Below are 24,051 nucleotides of genomic sequence, written 5' to 3' on the forward strand. Positions count from 1 at the left end.
GGCGCGTCGGTGGCGCGATCCTCGCGCCACCCGTCCCCGGTTCGGGGGAGGAGTGGCGCGAGGCGCGGCCTACGCCTCCGCGGTGCGGTGCAGGGCGCGGACCGAGACGACCCGGCGACGGGCGATCGCGGCGACGGTGAGCAGCAGCCCGAACAGCAGCCAGATCACCAGGCCGACGACGGCGCCGGCCGTGCCGTCGGTGCCCTCGACCACTCCGGACAGCGCGTTCTGCGCCGCCGAGAGCGGCAGGAACCCGAGCACGTCGTCGAACAGCCCGGGGACCGTCGAGATGATGCCCGCGCCGAGCGCGATCACCGCCGCGACCATCGCGAGGAAGCGGCCGATCCCTCCGAGCAGGGCGACCAGCCCCTGGTTCACCGCGGCGAACGAGGCGCCGGTGAGCATCGCCAGGAGGGCGAAGCCGACCCAGCGGCCCGGCTCCAGGCCCGCGACGCCGCTCATCACGATCGCGACCGCGAGTCCCTGCACCACGCCGATCACGAGCGCCGGCACGTAGGAGGAGAGGGCGAGCGCCGCGGAGGAGCGGGTCGAGGAGAGTGCACGGTGCGAGAACGCCGCGAGCACCAGGAACGTCGCGAGGGCGCCGAGCCAGAGGGCGATCGTCGCGAAGAACGGGACGCTGGAGGCTCCGAACAGGTCGGTCGCGCTGCTCGCGTTCTCGACCGGGTCCGAGACGACGTCGGCGAGGTTCGTCGACTCCGACTCGGTGTAGGTCGGGAGCTGCGCGACCGCGGCGTCGAGGCCGGTCGCGAGCGTGCGGGTGCCGTCGGCGAGCTGCACGGCGCCGTCCGAGACCCCGCTCGCGCCGTCGGCGAGCTGGTCGGCTCCGTCGGCGGCGGAGGAGGCTCCCGCGGCGAGGTCGGCGGCACCGCCCGCGGCGGTGGTCGCGCCGGTCGCGAGGTCGCGGGCGCCGGCCGCGGCGGTGGTGGCGCCGGTCGCGAGCTGCGCGGACCCGGCCGCCGTGGTGTCGAGGCCGTCGGCGAGCTGGGACGCTCCGTCCGCGGCGTCGTCCGCGCCGTCCGCGAGCTGCGTCAGGCCGCCGGACAGCTGTCCGATGCCCCCCGAGAGAGTGCGCGCGCCGGTGGCGGACTGCCCGACCGCGTCGATCAGCGAGGGCTGCCCGTCGCCGCCGAGGCGGATGCCCGCGTCGATCCCGGCGACGGCTCCCGCGGTCGTCGTGGCGAGGGTGGTCGCGCCGGTGGGTCCGCCCGCCGAGGCGATGACGGCGCGCGCGGCGAGGCACTGCGTCGTCTCGCAGCCCTCGAGCGCGGCGCTGAGCGCCTCGAAGGTCCCCGCAGTGGCGGCGGCGGCGCCGGCGCTGAGGGCGGCGACCTGCTGGGTCCCGTCGCCGGTCCTCACCACTCCCTCCCTCAGCTGGTCGAGCCCGTCGGCCAGGTCGGAGGCGCCGCCCTGCAGCGCGGTCGTCTTGGTCGCCGAGTCGCGGGCGCCCGTCGCGAGCTGTCCCACTCCGCCGGAGAGGCCGCGCGCACCGGTGGCCAGCTGCGCGACTCCGCCGGAGAGGTCGGAGGCTCCGGTGCCCAGCTGCCCCACGCCGTCGGCGAGGGACGAGGCTCCGGTGCCGATCTGCCCGACGCCGTCCGAGAGCGAGGAGGCGCCGGTGGCGAGCTCGTCGATCCCGTCGGCGAGGCTGCTGGTGCCGTCGGCGAGGGTGGAGGCGCCGGTGCCGAGCTGGTCGGCGCCGTCGGCGAGCGTGCCCGCGCCCTCGGCCGCCTGGCCGATCTGCTCGTTGAGGGTGTTGAAGCCGACGTAGACGTTCTCGAGGTAGGCCGTGGTCAGCTGCGTGTTGAGCAGCGACGTGGCGGTGCTGGTCACGGTGGCCGAGATGGCGTCGTCGACGAGCTTGGCCTTCTCGCTGGTGGCGATGTCGATGGTCGCCTTCGTCGCCTCCGCGGCGTCGCCGGAGTACGAGGTGGCGGCGGCGGAGAAGGACGAGGGGATCGTCACGACGGTCGCGTAGCTGCCGTCGGCGAGGCCCTTGGCGGCGTCGTCCTTGTCCGTGAGGACCCAGGTGAAGTTGCCCGTCGAGTCCGAGCCGGAGACGTTGGGCACCGGGGTCGTGCTCGCGGACGGCGTCGCGCTCGCCGAGGGGGTGGAGGAGGGGGCGTCCGAGCTCGCGGAGTCGGTGCCGCCCGTCACCAGGCCGGCCGCGAGCTGGCGCCCGAGCGGCACGGTCTGCCCGTTGATCTCGACCGGGGTGTCCTCGTTGACCACGGCGGCCGTGATCGTGTCGAGTCGCTCGGTCGGGTTCCACAGCGCCCACACCAGGAGGCCGCCGATGACGAGGGGGACCAGGACGATCCCGAGAAGGGTCAGCCAGGACACCTTCTTGACGCCGCGGGGGCGTTCGAGGGAGAGGAGAGCCATCTGTCAGAGGACCTTTGCGATCGCGCGGCGCTCGGCCGCGGGCGAGACCGCGAGCACGCCGCGGTCGGAGGGGAGGAGGTCGTCGAGCGCCTCGGCGTCGACGGAGGAGGCGACCACGGTGAACGCGTCGTCGGCGGCGCGGGCGGCGTCGAGCTCGGCCCGGATCGCGCCGCGCAGCTGCGGGTCGGTGACCGTGTCGAGGTCGTCGAGCACCAGGATCGGCGGAGCCGACTCCAGGGCCGACCGGACGTCGGCGACGGGGTCGGCGGCTCCGGCGAGGCGCACCAGCCCGACCCGGCCGCGCACGGCGGCGGAGCGGATCGGCACGACCAGGCCCGCGACCTTCAGGCGCCCGGAGTCGGGGGCGAGCCGACCGGCGATGCTCAGCAGCAGCGCGGTGCGGCCGGAGCGGTGCGGCCCGTGGACCACGAGGGAGGAGCCGGGAGCGACCCGCAGCGAGACGCCGCTGTAGACGGGACCGTCGGGTCCGTCGAGGCGGAGGTCCTCGGCCGCTATCACGTCCGTGGATCCGGGCTCCGGCCAGTCGGCCAGCGCGAGCTCCTTCGTGAGGCCCTCGCCCTCGACGTCGAAGGACGGGAGGATGCGGTCGAGCCAGCGCGGCATGTGCCAGGCGCGGTCGCCGAGCAGGTGCAGCACGGCGGGCACCAGCGTCATCCGCACGATGAACGCGTCGACGAAGACGCCCACGGCGAGCCCGAGCGCGATCGGCTTGATGTTGGTGTCCCCCTCCGGCACGAAGGCGGCGAAGACCGAGAACATGATGACCGCGGCGGCCGTGACCACCTTGGCCGAGCCGACGAAGCCCGACTCGACGGCGGCGCGCGCCGGCCTCCCGTGCACGTAGTCCTCGCGCATCCGCGAGACCAGGAACACCTCGTAGTCCATCGCGAGGCCGAAGAGCACGCCCATCAGGATGATCGGCATGAAGCTGATGATCGGGCCCGTCTTGTCGACGTGCAGAGCGTCCGAGAACCATCCCCATTCGAACACCGCCGCCACGGCGCCGAAGGACGCACCGACCGACAGCAGGTAGCCCAGCGTCGCCTTGATCGGCACCCAGAGCGAGCGGAACACCATCGTCAGCAGCACCAGCGACAGGCCCACGACGAGCAGGCCGAACGGCAGCAGGGCCTTGGCGAGAGTGTCCGAGATGTCGATCCCGACCGCGGTCTGGCCGGTCACCGCGAGGTCGACGCCGTACTCCTGCTGGAAGTAGTCGTGCTTGTCGCGGATCTCGGCGACCAGCGCCTTGGTGGCCTCGGAGTCGGGGCCGCCCTCGGGGATCACCTGGATGATCCCGGTGTCGGCGGTCTCGTTGGGCGTCGCGAGCGGCACCGAGGCGACTCCGTCGAGCTTCTCGATCTCGCCCTTGAGGTCGTCCATCAGGCCGAGCGGATCGGTCGAGCCGATGATCGTGCCGGTGACGATGAGCGGGCCGTTGTAGCCGGCGCCGAAGTTCTCGGCGAGCAGGTCGTAGGTGGTGCGCGCGGGAGTGCCCTCGGCCTGGTAGCCGGCGTCCGGCAGGGCGAGGCGGAGGCTGAGCGCCGGGATGCTCGCGACGCCGAGCACGCCGATCACCGCGATGATCGTCACGATCGGGAAGCGCGTGACGACCCGGACCCAGCCGCGGAAGAACCCGCGCGGGACCTCGGCGTGCACGTGGCCGCCGGGGGAGGCGGTCGCCGCCTCCTCGTGCGCCTCGGTGTCGACGTGGGTGCCCGCGGCGGCGGCGGCCTTCGCGGCCTTCTTCTTCGCGCGGCGCTCCTTCGGGCGCAGCCGCGCGCCGGCGAAGCCGAGGAGGGCGGGGGTCAGGGTGAGCGCGATGACCACGGCGATCGCGACTCCGCCCGCCGCTGCGACGCCCATCGTGGTGAGGAACGGGATGCCCGCGACCGAGAGGCCGACGAGCGCGATGATCACGGTCAGGCCCGCGAAGACGACGGCGGAGCCCGCGGTCGCGGTCGCCCGCGCGGTCGACTCCTCCGGGTCCATGCCCTGCTTCAGCTGGTCCTGGTGGCGGCTGATGATGAAGAGGGCGTAGTCGATGCCGACCGCCAGGCCCAGCATCAGCGCCAGGAGCGGCGTGGTCGAGGAGATCGAGGCGAAGCGGGTGGCGATGAAGATGGCCGACATCGAGAGGGCGACGCCGAGCAGCGCGGTGACCAGCGGCATGCCGGCGGCCAGGAACGAGCCGAAGGTGAGCACGAGGACGACGAGGGCGACCACGAGGCCGATCGCCTCCGTGATGGTCACGCCGGGGAGGTTCTGGGCGAAGAGGTCGCCGCCGAGCGAGACCACGGAGCCGGCGGGCAGCGCGTCCTGGAGGGTCGTCGCCTCGGCCTTCAGCGCGTCGCGGCTCTCGGGGCTCGTGGTGGTGGCGGAGCCGTCCATCTGCGCGGTGATGACGAGGGCGTTCCCGGCGTCGGAGATCGTGCCGGAGACGCTGTCGGAGTAGGGGTCCGTGACGGCCGCGACCTCGTCGACGTCGCCGAGCGCGGCGACCGCGTCACTGACGGGGCCCTTCACGTCGGCGTCCTGGACGCTGCCTCCGTCGGGCGCGACGACCACGTACCGCGCGGACGTGCCGCTGACCTGGGGGAAGGTGCGCTCGAGCTGGTCCAGGGCGGTCTGCGACTGCGTGCCCGGGATGGAGAACGTGTTGTCGGTGCCCTGGTTGAGCAGCAGCGCTCCTCCTCCGCCCGCCACCACGATCAGCAGCCACAGGACGGCGACGAGGCGGTGGGCGCGGTACACGCGACGACCGAGACGGTAGAGCAGCGACGACACGCGGTCTCCTGACGATGGGTGGGGAGGATGGCGATACGTCTCTGTACCAGGGCGGAGCCGGGCTCCGATACACGAGCGTATCCGATACAGGACCGTATTCGATACGTGAATGTATCGGATAGGGTGAACGGCGTCGAAGGTGTTGACAGGGCGGGCAGGAGGCTGGTGATGACGGCGATCGACTCCACCCCTCCCGAGACCTCCCGCCGCGGCCGCACCCGCGAGCGCCTGCTCGACGCGGCCTACGACGTCTTCGCCGAGACCGGCGTGCACAGCGCGTCCGTCGAGCAGATCTGCGAGCGCGCCGGGTTCTCGCGCGGCGCCTTCTACTCCAACTTCTCCAGCAAGGAGGAGCTGTTCTTCGCGCTCATGGAGCGGGAGAACGGCGCCCGGGTGACGGCCCTCGTCGAGCAGATGGACCGCACGATCCCGCGCGTCGTCTCGGTCGACGAGCCGCTGACGGCGGAGACGCTGGCCGTGGTCATCCTCGACTTCCTCCAGGGTCCTGCCACCGACAACCGCCGCTGGTGCGTGGTCGAGTCGGAGTTCGAGCTGCTCGCGCTGCGCGACCCGCGGATCGCTCCGCAGTACCGCGACTTCCGCGCCGGCTTCGACGCCTCGCTCGTGCAGATCGTGCACGGGGCGCTGCGCCAGGTGCGCCGCGAGTTCTCCCTCGAGCCGACGACCGCCGTGCGCCTGCTGGTGGCGGGCTACGACGACGCGGTGAAGCAGTCGATCCTCGAGGACGAGTCGGAGCCCGAGTCGCTCGAGCGCCTCCGGGCGACGCTGACGGCGATCGTCCTCGCGATCTCGTCCGCCGACGCCTGAGCCGGGCCGGCTCTCGCGACGGCCGCCGCCGTACCCGACGGCCGGCTCCGCACAGGCAGGCCGAGCGGCCGCTGGAGAGTGTCTGGTCCGGTCCCCGCTCCTCCGCCCGCGCGACGAGGATGGACCCATGGAACTGCGTCAGCTCGAACACTTCCTCGCCGTCGCGAAGGAGCAGCACTTCACCCGCGCCGCGAGCGCCCTGCAGATCTCGCAGTCGGGCCTCTCGGCGTCGATCCGCGCGCTCGAGAGCGAGCTGGGCAGCCCCCTCTTCACCCGCAGCACGCGCCGGGTCGAGCTGACGCCGGCCGGTCGGGCGATGCTCGCGGAGTCGGAGCGATCGGTCGCCAGCGCGCTCGCCGCCCGCGACGCGGTTCTCGCCGTGCAGGGGGTGCTCCGCGGGAGCCTCGCGGTCGGCACGGAGGAGTGCCTCGGCGGCGTGCATCTGCCGCGCGAGCTCGCGACCTTCCGCGAGCAGCACCCGGGAGTCGCGCTCCGGCTGATCCACGAGGGGTCCGGCACGCTGCTCGACTCCGTCGCCGCCGGCCGCCTCGACCTGGCGCTGGTCGCCGACATCGGAGCCGTGCCGGGCGGCGTGCGGACGATGCCGCTGGCGAGCGAGGGCTTCGCGGTGCTCGTGCGCCCGGGTCACCCGCTCGCGAGCCGCATCGGCTGCCGCATCCCGGACCTGGCGGGCGAGACGATCGTGGGGCTGCAGGAGCACTGGGCGGCGAGTCACCTCGCGGCGCGGGCGTTCGCGGCGCACGGCCTCGCGTTCGAGGTCGAGCTCGAGGTGAACGACGTGCACACGCTGCTCGACCTGGTCGAGTACGGCATGGGGATCGCGGTCGTGCCGGCGCACTTCGCCGAGAAGCGCCCGGCCGGGCTGCGGGCGGTGGCGCTCGCCGATCCGCTCCTGGTGTGGCGGACGATGGTGGCGGTGCCGGAGCGGCCGAGCGCCGCGGCCCGCGCGTTCGTCTCGGCCCTCCCGCAGCCGCTGCAGGACGCGGTCTGAGCGGGATCGTGCTCGCGACGGAGGAGGGACCAGCGCCGAGATCCCGCGATCCGCGTCGGACCGGTGCCTCGACCGGATCCCTCCTCCGTCATGAACGGGCTCAGTCGAGCGACGCCAGCTCCTCGGCCGTGAGCTCCAGGTCGGCCGCCGTGGCGGAGTCGCGGATGCTCTCGGGGCGGGAGGCGCCCGGGATCGGCAGCACGACCGGGGCCTTCGCCAGCTCCCAGGCGAGGCAGACGACCTGCGGCGTCACGCCGCGGGCCTCGGCGACCGCCGCGAACGCGGAGTAGCGCGAGCCGAGCTCGCCCGCCGAGGAGATGCCGCCGAGCGGGCTCCACGGCAGGAACGCCAGTCCCAGCTCGGCGCAGAGCTCGAGCTCCGGCTCGCTGGAGCGGAACGACGGCGAGAACTGGTTCTGCACCGAGACCAGGCGCTCGCCGAGGATGCCGTGCGCCTCGCGGATCTGGTCCGGGTCGGCGTTCGAGATGCCCGCGCGGAGGACGACGCCCTCGTCGAGCAGCTCGGCCAGCGCTCCGATCGAGTCGGCGTAGGGGACCGCCGGGTCGGGCCGGTGGTACTGGTAGAGGCCGATGGCGTCGACGCCGAGGCGCTTCGCGGACGCGCGAGCCGCCTCCTTGAGGTACTCGGGGCGGCCGTCCTGGTCCCAGGGGCCGGGCTCGCGGCGCAGGTGGCCGCCCTTGGTGGCGACGAGCACGGCGGAGGTGTCGCCGCCGTAGCTGCGCAGCGCCTCCGCGATCAGCAGCTCGTTGTGGCCGAGGTCGTCCTGGGTGGCGAGGTGGTAGGCGTCGGCCGTGTCGATCAGGGTCACGCCGGCGTCGAGGGCGGCGTGGATCGTGGCGATCGAGCGCTCGCGGTCCGGGCGGCCCTCGATCGACATCGGCATGCCGCCGAGTCCGATCGCGCCGACCTGGACGTCGCCGAGAGTGCGCTGCTTCATGAATGCTCCTTCGCAGTGGGGTGGGTGGTCACCAGGCGTAGTCCTCGGGGGCGGTCCGGTGGCCGGGGAAGATCTCGTCGAGGCGCGCGAGGGCCTCCGAGTCGAGGGTGATGTCGACGGCGGCGACGGCGCTCTCGAGCTGCTCGAGCGTCCGCGGCCCGGTGATCGGACCGGTGACGGCGGGCTGGTGGAGGAGCCACGCCAGCGCCAGCTCGCCGGGCGCCTCGCCGCGCTCGCGGGCGAACGCCTCCCACTGCTCCAGGGCGGGGCGGTGCTCCTCGATCGCGGCGAGGGTGCGCTCGGAGGAGCGGCGCCCGCCCTCCGCGGTCTTCTCGAGCACGCCGCCCAGCAGTCCGCCCTGCAGCGGCGACCAGGGGATGACGCCGAGCCCGTAGTGCAGCGCGGCGGGCAGGACCTCGCGCTCGACGTCGCGGACGAGCAGGTTGTAGATCGACTGCTCGGAGGCGAGGCCGGTGAAGCGGCGGGCGCGCGCCGCCTCCTGCGCCTGGGCGAGGTGCCAGCCGGCGAAGTTGCTGGAGCCGACGTAGAGGACCTTGCCCTGCTGGACGGCGACCTCCATCGCCTGCCAGATCTCGTCCCAGGGCGTCGTCCGGTCGACGTGGTGGAACTGGTAGAGGTCGATGTGGTCCGTCTGCAGGCGGCGGAGGCTCTCGTCGAGCGCGCGGCGCAGGGTGAGCGCCGAGAGGCGGCCGCCGTTGGGCCAGGAGTCGCGGCCGCGCTCGGCTCCGGGAGCGGCGAACTCGCCCATGTCGCCGAAGACCTTGGTCGCGAGGACGGTGCGCTCGCGGCGCTCGCCGCCCTGCGCGAACCAGCGGCCCACGATCTCCTCGGTGGCACCGCGGCCGGCCTCGCCTCCGTACACGTTGGCCGTGTCGAAGAAGTTGACGCCGAGCTCGTGCGCGCGGTCCATGATCGCGAACGAGTCGGACTCCTCGGTCTGCATGCCGAAGTTCATGGTGCCGAGGACGGTGCGGGAGACGGACAGGCCGGTGCGGCCGAGGTGCGTGTACTGCATGGTCCCAGTCGACTCCGGTTCGGGCCGCGTGTCCAACAGGTGCTCGGCATGGGTGCGATCGACGGGGGAGGTCAATCGGGGGCGCGCCGTCCAGGGGCCACCCCGCGCCCCGCCTCGGGCCTGCGCGTCGGCCGGGTCCAGCGGCCTCGACCGGATCGCCCGCAGCCCGCTGGGCGCGGTGGCGCCCGGCCGCCCGGGTGCCGGGTTAGAGTCGCGGAATGGTCCGGACGACGCAGCGCCTCGTGATCGCCCTCTCCGCCGTGGTCCTGCTCGCCGGCTGCACGGCGGAGGCGACGAGCCCCGCCGCCCCACCCGCCGAGCCGACCGCCTCCACCGCACCGCCCGCCGCCGGAGCCGAGTCCACGCCGCGGCCGGTGCCGAGCGTCTCGACCACTCCCGCACCCGTCGAGGACGTCTCGGGCGAGTGCGTCGTCCAGGCGCTCGACGAGGGGACGCTCGACGGCGTCGACCTCGAGCGCGTGCGCGACCGCGGCACCCGCGTCGGCGCGACCGGGACGGCGAGCACCGCCTCCGACGGCGCCCCGGCCTCCTACCTGGTGGCAGCGGGCGACATCAGCGAGCGGATCGCGGACCGGTTCTGCATCAGCTCCGACTACCTCTCCGCGCTGAACTCGGTGCGCCGCGACGGCGTCGACATCGACAGCCTCTACGGCGGCGACACCCTCAACCTCCGCCCGGCGACCGTCCTGAGCGTCGGCGACCAGAACGGCCGCGTCCTCGACAACGCCGAGCCCGACGACCTCCCCGCGCAGACCGGCTGACGCCGCTTCCGCCGCCGCCACTCCTCCCGCCTCGCAGCAGCACGCGACCACCGCGGAAGGCGCGGATCCGACGGCACGTGCGCGGCGCTCAGCCCAGGACGCCGATCAGGACCGCCGACACGGCGACGGTCGCCGCGAGCCCGGTCGTCCGCGAGCGGCGGCGCGCCGGGTCCTCGAACCACGGCAGCCCGCCCCAGCGCAGCACGGCGCCGGCCGCCCCGGCCGCGGTGAGAGCCACCAGCGCGGCCCAGGGGAGCAGCGTCAGCGCCGACCAGTCGACGAGCGCCCGCCCGAGCAGCAGCACGGCGACGGCCTCGACGCCACGGGCGAGCGTCCGGACGCGGTCGCGGTCGAGGAGCCCGGCCGCCCGGCGCCGGGGGATGCTCCCCAGGGCGAAGCGGCCGACGGTGAACGCGACGACGAGCAGGACGAGGATCGAAGCGATCATCACGACTCCTCCCCGGCGCGCTCCAGCAGGCGCAGGCCGAGCTCGTCGACCGAGCTCGCCGTGTCCCCGTTGACGAACACGGCAACGCCGCGCTCCCGGTCCATCGCGAGCATCGTCGAGTAGCCGGAGGTCCCTCCGTTGTGCCAGGTGACGGATCCGCCGTCCTCCGACTCCGAGGTGAACCAGCCGAGGCCGATCCGCGCCCCGTCGGCGTCGAACCGGGGATCCAGGACGCTCGCGGCGGGCACGCCCAGCGCGGGGTCGTCGGTGAGGAGGGCCTGCGCGTAGCGGGCCATGTCCGCCGCCGTGGAGCGGACGCCGCCCGCCGGCGCGTAGCCCGCCATCGTCCACGCGTCGACGGACCGCCCGCTCGCCGAGAAGCCGGTCGGCGCGTCGGCGGGGAGGGCGTCAGCGGTCTCCGGGACGGAGGTCGCGGTCATCCCGAGCGGATCGAGGACGCGCTCGCGGAGGAGGTCGGCGTAGTCGCGGCCCTCGGCGCGGGCGAGCGTCTGGCCCAGCACCGCCGCACCGAGGTTCGAGTAGGCGTGCACGTGCTCGCCCTGGTCCGCCTCGGCGGCCTGCCGGAGGACGTCGTCGGCCGACCAGCCCGCGTAGGGGTCCGTGCCGCGCAGCTGGGCGAACAGCGTCGAGGCGAGGTCGCCGACACCGGTGGGGAGGCGCGGCAGGCCGGAGCGGTGGGTCGCCAGCTCCTCGAGCGTCCCGGTGAAGCCGCCGACGTCGGCGTGCTCGGCGGCGGGGTCCTCGAGCCCGACGGTCCCGTCGGCGACGCTCCGGGCGAGGAGGAGCGCGGTCATCGTCTTGGTGACCGATCCGATCTCGACCTCGGTCCGCTCGTCGGCTCCGAGTCCGCCGTAGCGCACGCCGTCGGGCGTGATCACGGCGGCGACGAGGTGGTTCCGCGCCCCGTCTCCGACGTCGGTCCGGAGCCACTCGGCGATCTCGGCGTCGCCCGTCGCCTCGGTCGAGAGGGTGGGAGCGGAGGGGCGGAGCAGCACTCCGCCGAGCAGGACGACGGCCGCGGCGGAGGCGGCGGCGAGGGCGAGGCGGCGGCGGGTCATCGGGGTCCTCCGGAGGCGAGCAGGATCACGAGCAGGGGGACGAGCCGCTCCGGCGGAACGCCGTAGCGGCCGCGGCCGCGCGCCTCCAGCCAGCCGGCGGCGACCAGCTGGTTGACGTGGTGGTAGATCTGTCCGGTGGTACCCGCGCCCTCGCTCTCGGCGAGCTGCGCGACGGTCTCGACTCCGCCGGCCACCGCCTGCAGGAACCGCAGGCGCACGGGGCTGCCCAGCGCGGCGAGCGCGGTCGGCCCAGGGCTCGCTCCCCAGTCGCGCTCGAAGAACGCGTCGGTGCTGAGGCCGTACTGCCACTCGACGGGGCCGGCCGGAGTGGCGACCGAGCCGGCGAAGACGACTCCGCCGGGAGAGGGCAGGCGCTCGCGGAGAGCGGTCAGGGCCCAGAGCGGATCGTCGGCGGCGGGCGCGGCGGGGGTGTCGGCGCGCTCGAGGCGGTCCAGCCGCGCTCGGAGCTCGTCGACCTCGCCGGCGAGGTCTCGGGAGGAGGTCATGCCTCCACTATTGCAAAGATTCCGTAATCACGTAACTCCGGAGCGGAGCCGGTACCGCAGAAGTCGCGGTGGTCCAGCTCGACCACCGCGACTCCTGCGGACTCGGATCGCCCGGAGGCTCAGCCGAAGTGGCGCGGCAGTACAGCGCCGTTCACCGAGCGCAGCTCGTCCAGCGGCAGCGTGAAGAGACCCTGCACCTCGACCGCGGGGGTCGCCGCGTCGGTCACGCCGATGCGCAGCACCGGGTAGCCCCGGCCCTCGCAGAGCCCGCGGAACTTCACGTCGTCCTCGCGCGGCACCGACACGAGCACGCGGCCGGTCGACTCCGAGAACAGCGCGGCCGTCGCGTCGACGCCGTCGCGCTCCATCAGCTCGTCGAGCCAGATGCGCGCCCCGACGCCGAAGCGCAGCGCCGACTCGGCCAGCGCCACCACGAGCCCGCCGTCGGCGAGGTCGTGGGCGGAGGCGATGAGCGACTCCTTCGCGCCCGCCGAGATCAGCTCGGCCAGCGCGCGCTCGGCGGCCAGGTCGAGCTGCGGGGGCAGCCCGCCGAGGTGGTCGTGGATGGTGCCGGCCCACGCGGAGCCGTCGAGCTCGTCGCGGGTGGTGCCGAGGAGGTAGAGGTTGTCGCCCTCGTCCTGCCAGCCGGAGGGGATGCGGCGCGCGACGTCGTCGATCACGCCGAGGACGCCGACGACCGGGGTCGGGAAGATCGGCACGTCGCCGGTCTGGTTGTAGAACGAGACGTTGCCGCCGGTGACGGGGATCTCGAGCTCGAGGCAGGCGTCGGCGAGCGCGCCCACGGCCTCGCGGAACTGCCACATCACCTCGGGGTTCTCGGGGCTGCCGAAGTTGAGGCAGTCCGAGACGGCGACCGGGGTCGCTCCAGTGACGGCGACGTTGCGGAACGCCTCGGCCAGCGCCAGGCGGGCGCCCTGCGCCGGGTCGAGCTGGCACCAGCGCCCGTTCGCGTCGGTCGCGACCGCGAAGCCGAGGCCCGACTCCTCGTCGACGCGGACCATGCCGCCGTCGTCGGGGTAGCTGAGCGCGGTGTTGCCGAGCACGTAGCGGTCGTACTGCGAGGTGATCCAGCTCTTGTCGGCGAGGTTCGCCGAGCCCAGCAGCGCCAGGGTCTCGGCTCGCAGCGCGTCGCCGCCGGTCGAGCGGGGCAGGCGGGAGGAGGAGTCGGCCTGCAGCGCGTCGAGCCAGGAGGGGTACTCGATCGGGCGCTCGTAGACCGGGCCGTCGACCGCGACGGTGCGCGGGTCGACGTTGACGATCTCCTCGCCGTGCCAGTTGATGATGAGGCGGCCGGAGTCGGTGACCTCGCCGAGCACGCTGGTCTCGACGTCCCACTTGCCGACGACCTCGAGGAACGCGTCGAGCTTCTCGGGCGTGACGACGGCCATCATCCGCTCCTGCGACTCCGACATGAGGATCTCCTCCGCCGTGAGCGACGGGTCGCGCAGCAGCACCGAGTCGAGCTCGATGAACATGCCGCCGTCGCCGTTGGAGGCCAGCTCCGACGTGGCGCACGAGATGCCCGCGGCGCCCAGGTCCTGGATGCCCTCGACGAGGTCCTTGCGGAACAGCTCGAGGCAGCACTCGATGAGCACCTTCTCGGCGAACGGGTCGCCGACCTGCACCGCGGGGCGCTTGGTCGGTCCGCCGTCGGCGAAGGTGTCGGAGGCGAGGATCGACGCGCCGCCGATGCCGTCGCCTCCGGTGCGCGCCCCGAACAGCACGACCTTGTTGCCGACGCCGCGGGCGTTCGCGAGGTGCAGGTCCTCGTGGCGGAGGACGCCGACGCCCAGCGCGTTGACGAGCGGGTTGCCCTGGTAGACCGAGTCGAAGTAGGTCTCGCCGCCGATGTTCGGCAGGCCGAGGCAGTTGCCGTAGAAGGAGATGCCGGCCACGACGCCGTGCACCACGCGCGCGGTGTCGGGGTCGTCGATCGCCCCGAAGCGCAGCGCGTCCATGACCGCGACCGGCCGGGCGCCCATCGAGATGATGTCGCGGACGATGCCGCCGACCCCCGTCGCCGCACCCTGGAAGGGCTCGATGTAGCTCGGGTGGTTGTGGCTCTCGATCTTGAAGGTGACGGCCCAGCCCTCGCCGACGTCGACCACTCCGGCGTTCTCGCCCATGCCGACCATGAGGTTCTTCTTCATGGCGGGGGAGACCTTCTGCCCGAACTGGCGGAGGTACATCTTCGACGACTTGTAGGAGCAGTGCTCGCTCCACATCACCGAGTACATCGCGAGCTCGCCGCTCGTGGGGCGGCGGCCGAGGATCTCGCGGATGCCCGCGTACTCGTCGGGCTTGAGTCCGAGGGCCGCGTAGGGCTGCTCCCGCTCGGGCGTCGCCTCCGCGTTCGCAGTGGTGTCGGGAACGGCGGTGCGGCTGTCTGCCATGTGCTGGAGGCTCCAGGGGAGGGGGACGGGATGCGCGTCGATCCTACCCGCCGCGGTCGCCGCGGCCCGGGCCCTCCGGTGGAGCGGTGCGGGCACCGGCGCCTAGGATCGGGCGGGTGAAGCGGGCGGCTCTGATCGGGACCGTGCTGTGGGGGCTCTACCAGTGCTTCGGGAACCTCGGAGCGGCGAACATCTCGTCGGACGAGCCCGTGTACCTCGCCGCGGGGTGGGACTACCTGCACGGCGACGTGAGCGCGAACCTCGAGCATCCGCCGACGGCGAAGTACCTGATCGGGCTCGCGCAGGTGCTGCTCGGCGAGGGGCTGCTCGCGGGCAGGATCGCCGCCGGCGCGGCCGCGTTCCTCACCGGGGTGGCGCTCTGGCTCTGGTTCCGGCGCGAGCTCGGCCCGACGCTCGCGCTCGTCCCGGCCGGCCTGTTCCTCCTCCTCCCGCGCACCGCCGTGGGCGCCGGCACCCGGATCGACCGCCTCGCGCTCCTGGAGCCGTTCATGGTGCTCTTCGCCGTCGCGGCGATGGCGGCGGCGTGGACCTGGTCGCGCGCCTCGCCGGGTAGGCGGAGCGGCTGGCTGATCGCACTGGCCGGTGCGCTGCTGGCGCTGTCGGTCACCTCGAAGCTGACCACCGCGGTCCTCGCGCCCGTGCTCCTGCTGCCGCTGCTGTGGTCGGGGAGCAGGGCCCGGGCTCTGCGGGGCGGCCTCGCCCTCTCCGTCGCGTTCGTCGTCACCGGGGTGCTCGCCTACCTGCCGGTGCACCCGGTCGAGGCGGTCCGGTACCTGCTCGAGTTCCAGTCCGAGCACAACGCCGACGGCCATCTGATCGAGGTCGCCGGGACCGCGTACGTCTTCCCTCCGTGGTGGGCGAACCTCTGGTTCATGCTCGTCGGCATCGGGCCGGCGGCGCTCGCCGTGCTGCTCCTCGGGACCCTGCTGGCCCTGCTCGCTCCGCGGCGCCGCGCGCTGGTGCTCTACCTGGGCGCCGCGACGCTGCTCCTCCTCGTGTTCCACCTGGCGATCAGCTCGGTCGCGCTGCCGCACTACTACGCGGCGTGGGCGTGGCTCCTCTGCGCGCTGGCGGGCATCGGCATCGCGGAGGCGCTGCGCGGCGGGATCGTGCTGCCCGCACCCCTCGCCCGCGGCGCCGGCGCGGTGCTGCTGGCCGCCTCCCTCGTGATCGCGATCGCCACCACGGCGGGGATCGCCCAGGAGCGGCCGACCGGGATCGCGCGGGTGGCCGACGTGCTGCGCGAGCGCGGCCTCGACGGCGGCCTGGTCCTCGCGCAGGGCATGTCCTCGGGCGTCTACGTGCCCTACATCGGCGACCGGGTGACGACCGATCCGTCGTCCGCCGGGATCGTCGCCATCGCGATCGAGCGGTCGGCGCGCTTCCCCGTCGATCCGCGCGTGTCCGCCTACCTCGAGACGGCGCGGCCCGAGACGGTGCGGCTCGACGACCTCACCCTCGTGCTGGTCGACGGACCGCTGCCGTGACCGCTCACTTCGAGCGGCAGGCCCCCGGATCCACGGCGTCCGTCAGCGAGGCGGCCTGCTCGACCACGGGAGTGAGGACCGAGAGCGGGATGGCGTAGCCGACGTTGTCGACGGAGGCGGCCTTGCCGAAGACGACGCCCGACACGGTGCCCTCGAGAGAGAGCAGCGGGCCGCCCGAGTTGCCCTGATTGACGACGGCGGCGAGGGTCAGCACCTCCCGTGAGGTCGGTGCTCCGTCGACCATCAGCGAGACCGTGGCGTCGGAGGAGATCTCGGCCGAGCCGAGGGTCAGCGGGCCGCCGAAGGGGTAGCCCGCGACCACCGCGTCGTCCCCGGCGGCGACGGCGTCGTCGAGCGGGAGCGGAGAGGCGTCGAGCCCGTCGACGGCGATCACGGCGAGGTCGGCGGCCGGGTCCAGGTAGACGACCCGGCCGGTGCGCGGGGCCTCGCCCGGCGCCTCGACGACCGGCTGCGAGACTCCGCCGACCACGTGCGCGTTGGTGATCACGCGGTCGTCCGAGACGACGAAGCCGCTGCCCGTCACTCCGACGTCACAGGCCCAGGCCGTGCCGGAGACGCGCACGACCGAGCGGGTGGCGGCGGCGACCTCCGGGTCGTCGGTCGAGACTTCCGGGATCGCGGGCGCCTGGGTGGGAGCGTCGAGCGCCTCGACGACCCACGACGTGCCCTCGTCGACCACGGTCGACTGCAGCTGGGCGAGGAAGGCGCGGACGGGGGAGGGGGTGAGGTCGTCGATCGTGCGGATGACCGTCGATCCGGCGACCGAGGTCGTGACGAGGGGGACGCCGAGGAGGGAGACGGCCGAGGTGACGGCGATCCAGACCAGGCCGGAGATCGCGACGCCGGCGACGCCGCCCGCGAGCCGGTCGAGCAGGCCGAGCTTCACGCGGTCGGCTCCGCGGCCGATGACCGCGCCGAGCGTCGCTCCGATCGCGTAGCCGACGCCCAGCAGCAGCACGGCGGTGCCGATCACGGCGAGCAGGCGCCACTCGCTGCCGGCCGTCCACGACGAGACGGCGGGCACGGCGAACGAGGCGCCGATCGCGCCCGCGACGATCCCGGCGAGACCGCCGAGGGTCCGGAGCAGGCCGCGCCGCAGACCGTCGACGAGCGCGCCGATGAGGCTCAGCACGACGATGACGTCGACGATCACGGATACACCCACGCGGAACTCCTGCCGGTGTCGGGGACGGGTCCTCCAGCATGACCGACGCGGGATGCGCGGACGCCCGGAGGCGGCTGGCAGTCCGCGGCGGCTGAGGTGCGCGGGACGGCGGCGGCGCGGGAGCCGGACGCCTCCGGGCGGGCGCTGCAGCCGAGCGGGCGGTGCCCCCTAGAAGAACGAGATGCAGTACGGCGTCGCGATCGGCGCGAACAGGCGGTCCATCCGCCCCGCCTCGCCCGTGACGCGCGCCAGCCCGGCCTTCGCCAGGATCGACGGCCGCACCGAGCCCAGCAGCAGCGAGCCCAGGTCGGCCACGTCCAGCGCGAGCTCGGCCTCGTCCCCGGTGCGCTCCACGGTGGCGGAGCCGCCCGAGGCGGTGAGGCGGTAGCGGCCGTCGGCGAGCCCGAGCCCGTCGGCCACCTCGACCACGACCGAGCCGTCAGCGGTCCACGGCCGGGCCGAGAACGCGGCGGCGACGTCGAGGATCCGCAACCAGATCAGGTCGCCCACGTGGCTCACCTGCACCACGCGCGCGTCGCGGAGCGCCCAGGTCAGCGGATCGTCCACCGGCGCCATGTCCCAGGTCACCGCGGAGGCGAGGTCGACCGCGCCGAGGTAGCCCCAGAGCGCGAGATAGGCGTCGGCGCCGGGGGCGACGAGGTCGACGATCTCGAGGGTCTTGTCGTCCTCGGGCCCGACCGCGCGGTAGGTCACGAAGCCGTCGAGCGTCCCCTCCTCGTCGAGGTGGACGGCCGAGCGGACGTCGAGGCCGGGCGTGGTCTCGCCGGACGCGGTGCCGACGGAGTTCGCCTCGTAGCGCGACTGGCGGGTCAGCGAGCCGGGGGTCGACGCCTGGAACGCGGCGAACACCGCGGGGATGCGCGGCTGCAGCCAGCTCGTCGCGACCACCTCGACGCGGCCGGCGGGCTCGGTCTGCAGGCCGAAGCGCGGCCCGGTGTCGACGCGGATCGAGCGGGTGAAGGCCGAGCGGCCGAAGCCGAACCGGCGGTAGATGGAGGCCTCGCTCGCCGTGAGCGCGGCGACCGGGGTGCCGGCCTCCTTCGCCAGGCGCAGGTCCTCGGTGATCATCGCGCGCAGGATGCCGCGGCGCCGGTGCGTGGGCCGCACGGTCACCTGCGAGACGAGGTGCGCCGGCAGCTCGCGTCCGCCGCCGACCTGCAGGGCCCCGGGGAACGCCGCGTAGGTGCCGACCGGCACGCCCGCGCCGTCGAGCCCCTCGGGGGCGGAGGAGTCGACGACCGCGGTGAGCACGCGCTGGTCGGCGACCATGTGCTCGGCCCAGTCGCGCAGCTTCTCCGGCGTGAACTCCTTCTCGTGGAAGCCCGCGTTGATCGCGGTGGCCCACGCGGTGGTGGCGGCATCGGGACCGCCCTCGTCGTTCAGGGCGGCGGGGAAGCGGCGGAGGTCGAGACCGGTGAGAGGCATCCGTCCAGCCTATTCACCCGGGGTGCGCGGGGGCTGAACCGGTGCGCGAACGGTCACCGCGACGGGCGCGCCCGTAACGCGGACCGCCGTCAGAGCACGGTCCACCGCTTCTCGAGCGCCGCGTCCACCGCCTCCGCGAGCTCGTCCAGCCGCCGGGAGTCGAGGCGCCCCGGGTCCGCGGCCGCCCTGATCCGCCCGCTCATCGCCGCGATCGCCGAGCGCCGCCGCGGCAGGGTCGCGGTGAACGCGCAGTCGCGCAGCAGAACCAGCAGCTCGCCCGCCCGGCCCTGCGCCTCCGCGAGGACCTCGAGCCGCCGCTCGAACGGCGACTCCGGGACCGTCACGCGCAGGAACCCGTCCGGATCCTGGAACGCCGCCGGCGGATCCGGGATCCGGGCGAGCAGCGCCAGCGCGGCGCCCAGCTCGTCCAGACCGCCCTCGTGCGCCAGCTCCCCCAGCCGCGAGTCCACGTCCTCGGCCGGCCCCGCCCCGAGCTCCACCGTCCGCAGCACGAGCGCGTCGAGCCGGCGCTCCTCCTCCTCGCCCGGGACCGACGGAGTCGCCGACCACCACGAGAGCACCGGAGTCGCGGCCACCGCGTGCTCGCCGATCCGCCGCTCCAGCGCGATCAGCAGGTCCTCCCGCGCGGCGAGCGCCACCAGCGCGTCCACGTCGACGTGGAGCAGGGTGCCCGAGGCGGGCGGCGCCACCAGCCGGCGTCCGGAGGGAGGGACGGTCTCCGCCCGCGTCCTCGCCCCGGGTCCGCGCTCGCTCGCCCGCAGGATCTCCTCCTCGAGGGTCCGCCGGGGTCGTCGTCGTCCGCTTCCGCGCGCCATGCCGTCACGCTACCGTCGGCCGCATGACCCGGTTCCTCGCCCTCCTCCGCGGAGTGAACGTCAACGGCCGCACCGTCCGCAGCGCCGAGCTCGCCGAGACGGTCGCCGGGATCGGCGTGGACCGGGTGCGGACGGTCCTCGCGAGCGGCAACGCGGCCTTCGACTCCGACCGCCCGGCCGCCGAGCTGAAGCCCGCGCTCGAGGCGGCGCTCGCCGAGCGGTTCGGCTACGACGCCTGGATCGTGCTCGTGACGCAGGAGGCGCTCGCCGCGGTGCTCGCCGCCTACCCGTTCCCGCGGATCGACGAGGAGGCGCATCCGTACGTCGTCTTCGGCTCGGACGAGGAGGCGCTCGACGCCGCGCAGGCCGCGATCGGCGAGCCGGATCCGGCGGTCGAGCTCGTCGCCCGGGGCGCCGGTGTCCTCTACTGGCGCTGCCCGCGCGGCTCCTCGACGGACACGCCGGTCGCACGGATCCTCGCCCGATCCGCCTACCGCTCCACCACGACGACCCGGAACCTGCGCACCGTCGAGAGGCTCGCGACGGCGTGACGTCCGCGGCCGTGGCGGGGCCGCCTCCGGGCTCCGCGAGCGGCACCTCGGGGCGCCTCCGACCTCGGGAGGCGAGGAATCGGGGCTGAGAGCACGCACATTCTTTGGTTAGGCTGTCCTTAGTGCCGGTCCACTCGGACCCTGCGCCGCCTCCCGCACAGCCTCTCGAAAGGGACCCATGCTCCGCGCCACCACGCCCCTCGCCCTGCTCGCCGCCACCGCGCTGACGATCGGCCTCGCCGGCTGCAGCGGCTCGGCCGCCGGAGACGACGCCGCCGCAGACAGCGGCTTCACGCCGATCACGATCGAGCACGCTCTCGGCACCACCACCATCGAGTCGGCGCCCGAGCGCGTGGCGACCGTCAACTGGGCCAACCACGAGGTCCCGCTCGCGCTGGGCGTGGTCCCCGTGGGCATGGCCGCCGCCAACTTCGGCGACGACGACGGCGACGGGCTCCTCCCCTGGGTGAGCGAGAAGCTCGACGAGCTCGGCGCCGAGACCCCCGTCCTCTTCGATGAGACCGACGGCATCGACTTCGAGGCCGTCTCGGACACCGACCCGGACGTCATCCTCGCCGCCTACTCCGGCCTCACGCAGGAGGACTACGACACCCTGAGCGAGATCGCCCCCGTCGTCGCCTACCCCGAGACCGCCTGGGGCACCTCCTGGCGCGACATGATCACGCTGAACAGCGAGGCGATGGGCAGGGCCGACGAGGGCGCCGCCCTGATCACCGAGCTCGAGGGCGAGATCGAGGAGAAGGTCGCCGCGCACCCGCAGCTGGCCGGCACCTCGGCGATGTTCCTCACCCACGTCGACCCGACGGACCTCAGCCAGGTCAGCTTCTACACCTCGCACGACACCCGCCCCGCGTTCTTCGAGGATCTCGGCATGGCCACCCCGGGCAGCATCGCCACCGCCTCCGCCGCGACCGACAAGTTCTCGCTCACGCAGAGCGCCGAGCAGGCCGACGCCTTCAGCGACGTCGACGTGATCGTCACCTACGGCGACGACGAGCTCGTGAGCACCCTCAAGGCCGACCCGCTGCTCTCGCAGATCCCCGCGGTCGCCGACGACGCCATCGTGCGCCTGCCCTCCACCCCGCTCGGCACCGCCGCCAACCCGACGCCGCTCTCGATCTCGTGGGTCCTCGACGACTACCTGGACCTGCTCGACGAGGCCGCCGCCAAGGCCGCGCAGAGCACTCCGGCCGCCTGAGCCGGGACCCGACCCGCGTGACCCTCGCCGCTCCTCCCGCCGCCTCGGGCGTCGCCGCCGTGCGCCGCCCGAGGCGGCTGCGCGCCCTCTGGCTGGTCGCGGCCGTGGCCGTGCTGCTCGCCGCCGCCGTGGTCTCGGTGCTGGTGGGGTCGCGGGAGGTGGCGTGGAGCGACGTGGTCGCCGCGTTCGGCGGGTCCACGGACGGATTCGCGCAGGCCGCGGTCGCCAAGCGCATCCCGCGCACCGTGCTCGCCGCGATCGCGGGCGCGGCCCTCGGCGTCGCCGGCGTGCTGATGCAGGGGGTGACCCGCAATCCGCTGGCCGACCCCGGCATCCTCGGGGTGAACACCGGAGCCTCGCTCGCGGTCGTGACGGGCATCGTCTTCTTCGGGCTGACGAGCTCCGCCGCCTACGTCTGGGTCGCGATCGGCGGGGCCGCGGTCGCCGCGGTCTTCGTCTACACGGTCGGTTCGCTCGGGCGCGGCGGCGCGACTCCGCTCAAGCTCGCCCTGGCCGGCGCCGCCACCTCGGCCGCGCTCGTCTCGGTCATCAGCGCGATCGTCCTGCCGCGCGCCGACATCGCGGGCGGCATCCGCTCCTGGCAGATCGGCGGAGTGGGCGGCGCCACGTCCGCGAGCATCGCGCAGGTGCTCCCCTTCCTCCTGGCCGGCCTCGTCCTCTGCGTTCTCTCGGCCAAGAGCCTCAACACCCTCGCGCTCGGCGACGAGCTCGCCGCGGGCCTGGGGGAGCGGGTCGCCCTCGCGCGCGGCGGGGCCGCCCTGGGCGCGGTCGTGCTCTGCGGAGCGACGACCGCGGTCACCGGGCCCATCGGCTTCGTCGGCCTGGTCGTCCCGCACGCCTGCCGCCTCCTCGTCGGCGTGGACCACCGCTGGCTGCTGCCGTTCTCGGCGGTGACCGGCGCCGTGCTCCTGATCGCGGCGGACATCGTCGGCCGCGTCGTCGCGCGCCCGAGCGAGATCGACGTGGGCATCGTCACCGCGCTGGTCGGAGCCCCGGTGTTCATCGCGATCGTCCGCCGCCAGAAGGTGCGCGAGCTGTGACCGCGCTGCTCGAGGCGCCCTCCGCCACCGCCCGCGCCGTCGCGGCCGGCCGCCGCCGCCGCGGGGCCCGCCGCCGGGTCGTCGTCGCCGTGCTCGCTGTCCTGATCGCGGCCGTCCTCGCCGTCTCCCTGCTGGTCGGCCAGACCGTCTACTCGCCCGACGAGGTGCTGCGCGTGATCCTCGGCGAGCAGGTGCCGGGCGCGAGCTTCACCGTCGGGCGCCTCCGCCTCCCGCGCGCCGTCCTCGCCCTGCTGGTGGGCCTGTGCTTCGGGCTCGGCGGAGTGAGCTTCCAGACCATGCTCCGCAACCCGCTCGCCAGCCCCGACATCATCGGGATCAGCGCCGGGGCGAGCGCCGCCGCGGCCTTCGCGATCGTGACGCTCTCGCTCGGGGCCGCGCAGGTCTCGGCCCTCGCGATCGTCTCTGGACTCGTGGTCGCCCTGCTCGTCTACGCCCTGTCCTACCGCAGCGGAGTCGCCGGCACCCGGCTGATCCTGATCGGCATCGGGGTCGCCGCGATGCTCGACTCCCTCACCGCCTACGTGCTCTCGCAGGCCGCCGCGTGGGACCTGCAGGAGGCGTCCCGCTGGCTCACCGGGAGCCTCAACGGCGCGAGCTGGAGCGAGGTCGTGCCGGTCCTCGCCGCGGTCGTCGTCCTCACTCCCGTCCTGCTCTCGCGCTCGCGCGATCTCTCCGCCACGCAGCTCGGCGACGACACCGCCTCCGCGCTCGGCATCCGCGTGAACGCCACCCGCCTCGTCGTGATCGTCGCGGCGGTCGGGCTGATCGCCTTCGCGACCGCCGCCGCCGGCCCGATCGCGTTCGTGGCCTTCCTCTCCGGCCCGATCGCCGCCCGCCTGATCGGGCCCGGCGCGTCGCTCCTCATCCCCTCGGCCCTCGTCGGCGCGCTGCTCGTGCTCGTCGCCGACTTCGTCGGGCAGTTCGGGCTGGGCCTGCGCTATCCGGTCGGAGTGGTCACCGGCGTCCTCGGGGCGCCGTACCTCGTCTACCTCATCGTCCGCAGCAACAGAGCGGGAGGCTCACTGTGACCACCGCGCACACCCTGACGGCCGAGGGGGTCACCCTCGGCTACGGCGACCGGACGGTCGTCGACGGCCTCGACCTCGTCGTCCCGCCCGGCCGCATCACCGCGATCGTCGGAGCGAACGCCTGCGGCAAGTCGACGCTCCTGCGCTCGATGTCGCGCCTGCTCGCGCCCCGCTCCGGCGCCGTGCTGCTCGACGGCAGGGCCGTGCACCGGACGCCGGCGAAGCAGCTCGCCCGCACGCTCGGCCTCCTCCCGCAGTCGCCGATCGCCCCGGAGGGCATCACCGTCGCGGATCTCGTCGGCCGAGGCCGCCATCCGCACCAGGGGATGCTGAGCCGCTGGAGCGCGCACGACGACGAGGCCGTCGCGACCGCGCTCGACGCGACCGACACCGCCGCCCTGGCCGACCGCTCCGTCGACGAGCTCAGCGGCGGGCAGCGCCAGCGCGTCTGGATCGCGATGGCCCTCGCGCAGGAGACCGACGTGCTGCTGCTGGACGAGCCGACCACCTTCCTCGACGTCAGCCACCAGATCGAGGTGCTCGACCTGCTTGTCGACCTCAACCGCACCCGCGGGACGACGGTGGTGATGGTGCTGCACGACCTCAACATGGCCGCCCGCTACGCCGACCACCTCGTGGCGATCGCGCACGGCGCGGTGCACGCCTCCGGCAGCCCGGCCGCGGTGCTCACCGAGGAGACGGTGCTCGCCGTGTTCGGCCTCGACAGCCGCATCATCACCGACCCGACCTCGGGCACTCCGCTCATGCTCCCCCTCGGGCGGCACCGCCTCGCCCCCGAGCGGATCGACGCCCCCGGCGGCGCGCAGATGACGGACGTGTAAACGGTTCCACACGGCGGCCGGGGGGCGTATACGATACCTGCAGTCCGCGGCGGACGACCGTCATCGGCGGAACCGC

Annotated in this window: 20 protein-coding genes; 9 read left to right on the plus strand and 11 right to left on the minus strand. The window is 74.1% G+C overall.

The annotated features are described in order from the left end of the window. Positions 1-69 precede the first annotated feature (69 nt). Complete coding sequence (locus C5C53_RS14065; RefSeq protein ID WP_104222758.1) at positions 70-2,406, minus strand: YhgE/Pip domain-containing protein; 2,337 nt, start codon at positions 2,404-2,406, stop codon at positions 70-72. A gap of 3 nt (positions 2,407-2,409) precedes the next feature. Further along, on the minus strand, positions 2,410-5,214 hold the full coding sequence (locus C5C53_RS14070) for an MMPL family transporter (RefSeq protein WP_104250664.1): 2,805 nt from the start codon (positions 5,212-5,214) through the stop codon (positions 2,410-2,412). A 168-nt stretch (positions 5,215-5,382) separates the two neighbouring features. Between C5C53_RS14070 and C5C53_RS14075 the strand changes: the two genes are divergently transcribed. Continuing rightward, positions 5,383-6,042: a TetR/AcrR family transcriptional regulator gene (locus tag C5C53_RS14075; protein ID WP_181127774.1), complete on the plus strand. Its 660-nt coding sequence runs from the start codon at positions 5,383-5,385 to the stop codon at positions 6,040-6,042. Positions 6,043-6,169: 127 nt separating this feature from the next. Then, complete coding sequence (locus tag C5C53_RS14080) at positions 6,170-7,054, plus strand: LysR family transcriptional regulator (protein ID WP_104267807.1); 885 nt, start codon at positions 6,170-6,172, stop codon at positions 7,052-7,054. Positions 7,055-7,154: 100 nt separating this feature from the next. Here C5C53_RS14080 and C5C53_RS14085 read toward each other — a convergent pair whose 3' ends face one another. Further along, on the minus strand, positions 7,155-8,012 hold the full coding sequence (locus C5C53_RS14085; RefSeq protein WP_104267808.1) for an aldo/keto reductase: 858 nt from the start codon (positions 8,010-8,012) through the stop codon (positions 7,155-7,157). Between the two features lie 28 nt (positions 8,013-8,040). Further along, positions 8,041-9,048 carry an aldo/keto reductase gene (locus tag C5C53_RS14090; RefSeq protein ID WP_104267809.1) on the minus strand — a complete coding sequence of 336 codons (1,008 nt, stop codon included), beginning with the start codon at positions 9,046-9,048 and terminating at the stop codon, positions 8,041-8,043. 218 nt (positions 9,049-9,266) lie between these two features. Between C5C53_RS14090 and C5C53_RS14095 the strand changes: the two genes are divergently transcribed. Then, entirely contained in the window at positions 9,267-9,830 is a 564-nt protein-coding gene (locus C5C53_RS14095; RefSeq protein ID WP_104267810.1) for a hypothetical protein, read from the plus strand. Between the two features lie 88 nt (positions 9,831-9,918). On the opposite strand, the gene C5C53_RS14100 is transcribed toward C5C53_RS14095, so the two are convergent. From C5C53_RS14100 to purL, 4 genes are all read right to left on the minus strand, one after another. Beyond that, positions 9,919-10,278 carry a hypothetical protein gene (locus C5C53_RS14100; protein WP_104267811.1) on the minus strand — a complete coding sequence of 120 codons (360 nt, stop codon included), beginning with the start codon at positions 10,276-10,278 and terminating at the stop codon, positions 9,919-9,921. Further along, entirely contained in the window at positions 10,278-11,357 is a 1,080-nt protein-coding gene (locus C5C53_RS14105; protein ID WP_104267812.1) for a serine hydrolase, read from the minus strand. Before C5C53_RS14105 ends, C5C53_RS14100 begins: the two co-directional genes overlap by 1 nt. Further along, positions 11,354-11,863 carry a helix-turn-helix transcriptional regulator gene (locus C5C53_RS14110; RefSeq protein ID WP_104222749.1) on the minus strand — a complete coding sequence of 170 codons (510 nt, stop codon included), beginning with the start codon at positions 11,861-11,863 and terminating at the stop codon, positions 11,354-11,356. The genes C5C53_RS14105 and C5C53_RS14110 overlap by 4 nt, the downstream gene beginning before the upstream one ends. 119 nt (positions 11,864-11,982) lie before the next feature. Next, a complete protein-coding gene (gene purL / locus C5C53_RS14115; protein ID WP_104267813.1) occupies positions 11,983-14,277 on the minus strand; it encodes a phosphoribosylformylglycinamidine synthase subunit PurL in 2,295 nt (764 codons plus the stop codon). 116 nt (positions 14,278-14,393) lie between these two features. Here purL and C5C53_RS14120 point away from each other — a divergent pair, with 116 nt between their 5' ends. After that, positions 14,394-15,785 (plus strand): glycosyltransferase family 39 protein, encoded by a 1,392-nt coding sequence (locus C5C53_RS14120; RefSeq protein WP_181127775.1) that lies wholly within the window; start codon positions 14,394-14,396, stop codon positions 15,783-15,785. A 4-nt stretch (positions 15,786-15,789) separates the two neighbouring features. On the opposite strand, the gene C5C53_RS14125 is transcribed toward C5C53_RS14120, so the two are convergent. The 3 genes from C5C53_RS14125 to C5C53_RS14135 all read right to left on the minus strand — a co-directional run bounded on the left by C5C53_RS14125 (position 15,790) and on the right by C5C53_RS14135 (position 19,253). Next, positions 15,790-16,971, minus strand: coding sequence for a MarP family serine protease (locus C5C53_RS14125; protein WP_104267815.1), 1,182 nt, complete (start codon positions 16,969-16,971; stop codon positions 15,790-15,792). Positions 16,972-17,139: 168 nt separating this feature from the next. Next, a complete protein-coding gene (locus C5C53_RS14130; RefSeq protein ID WP_104262640.1) occupies positions 17,140-18,417 on the minus strand; it encodes a GNAT family N-acetyltransferase in 1,278 nt (425 codons plus the stop codon). Positions 18,418-18,506: 89 nt separating this feature from the next. Beyond that, the gene (locus tag C5C53_RS14135) at positions 18,507-19,253 is read right to left on the minus strand and encodes a DUF2254 family protein (protein WP_104267816.1); all 747 of its coding nucleotides are present in this window, start codon (positions 19,251-19,253) and stop codon (positions 18,507-18,509) included. 23 nt (positions 19,254-19,276) lie between these two features. Here C5C53_RS14135 and C5C53_RS14140 point away from each other — a divergent pair, with 23 nt between their 5' ends. From C5C53_RS14140 to C5C53_RS14160, 5 genes are all read left to right on the plus strand, one after another. Then, complete coding sequence (locus C5C53_RS14140; RefSeq protein ID WP_104267817.1) at positions 19,277-19,804, plus strand: DUF1697 domain-containing protein; 528 nt, start codon at positions 19,277-19,279, stop codon at positions 19,802-19,804. A 178-nt stretch (positions 19,805-19,982) separates the two neighbouring features. Next, positions 19,983-21,023, plus strand: coding sequence for an iron-siderophore ABC transporter substrate-binding protein (locus tag C5C53_RS14145; protein ID WP_104262643.1), 1,041 nt, complete (start codon positions 19,983-19,985; stop codon positions 21,021-21,023). Positions 21,024-21,040: 17 nt separating this feature from the next. Continuing rightward, the gene (locus C5C53_RS14150; protein WP_104234258.1) at positions 21,041-22,084 is read left to right on the plus strand and encodes an iron ABC transporter permease; all 1,044 of its coding nucleotides are present in this window, start codon (positions 21,041-21,043) and stop codon (positions 22,082-22,084) included. Beyond that, positions 22,081-23,133, plus strand: coding sequence for an iron chelate uptake ABC transporter family permease subunit (locus C5C53_RS14155; RefSeq protein ID WP_258075433.1), 1,053 nt, complete (start codon positions 22,081-22,083; stop codon positions 23,131-23,133). Before C5C53_RS14150 ends, C5C53_RS14155 begins: the two co-directional genes overlap by 4 nt. Beyond that, on the plus strand, positions 23,130-23,975 hold the full coding sequence (locus C5C53_RS14160) for an ABC transporter ATP-binding protein (RefSeq protein ID WP_104267818.1): 846 nt from the start codon (positions 23,130-23,132) through the stop codon (positions 23,973-23,975). Before C5C53_RS14155 ends, C5C53_RS14160 begins: the two co-directional genes overlap by 4 nt. Positions 23,976-24,051 lie beyond the last annotated feature (76 nt).

Origin of the sequence: Rathayibacter sp. AY1E3 (genome assembly GCF_002932235.1) — a bacterium.
GTDB lineage: Bacteria > Actinomycetota > Actinomycetes > Actinomycetales > Microbacteriaceae > Rathayibacter.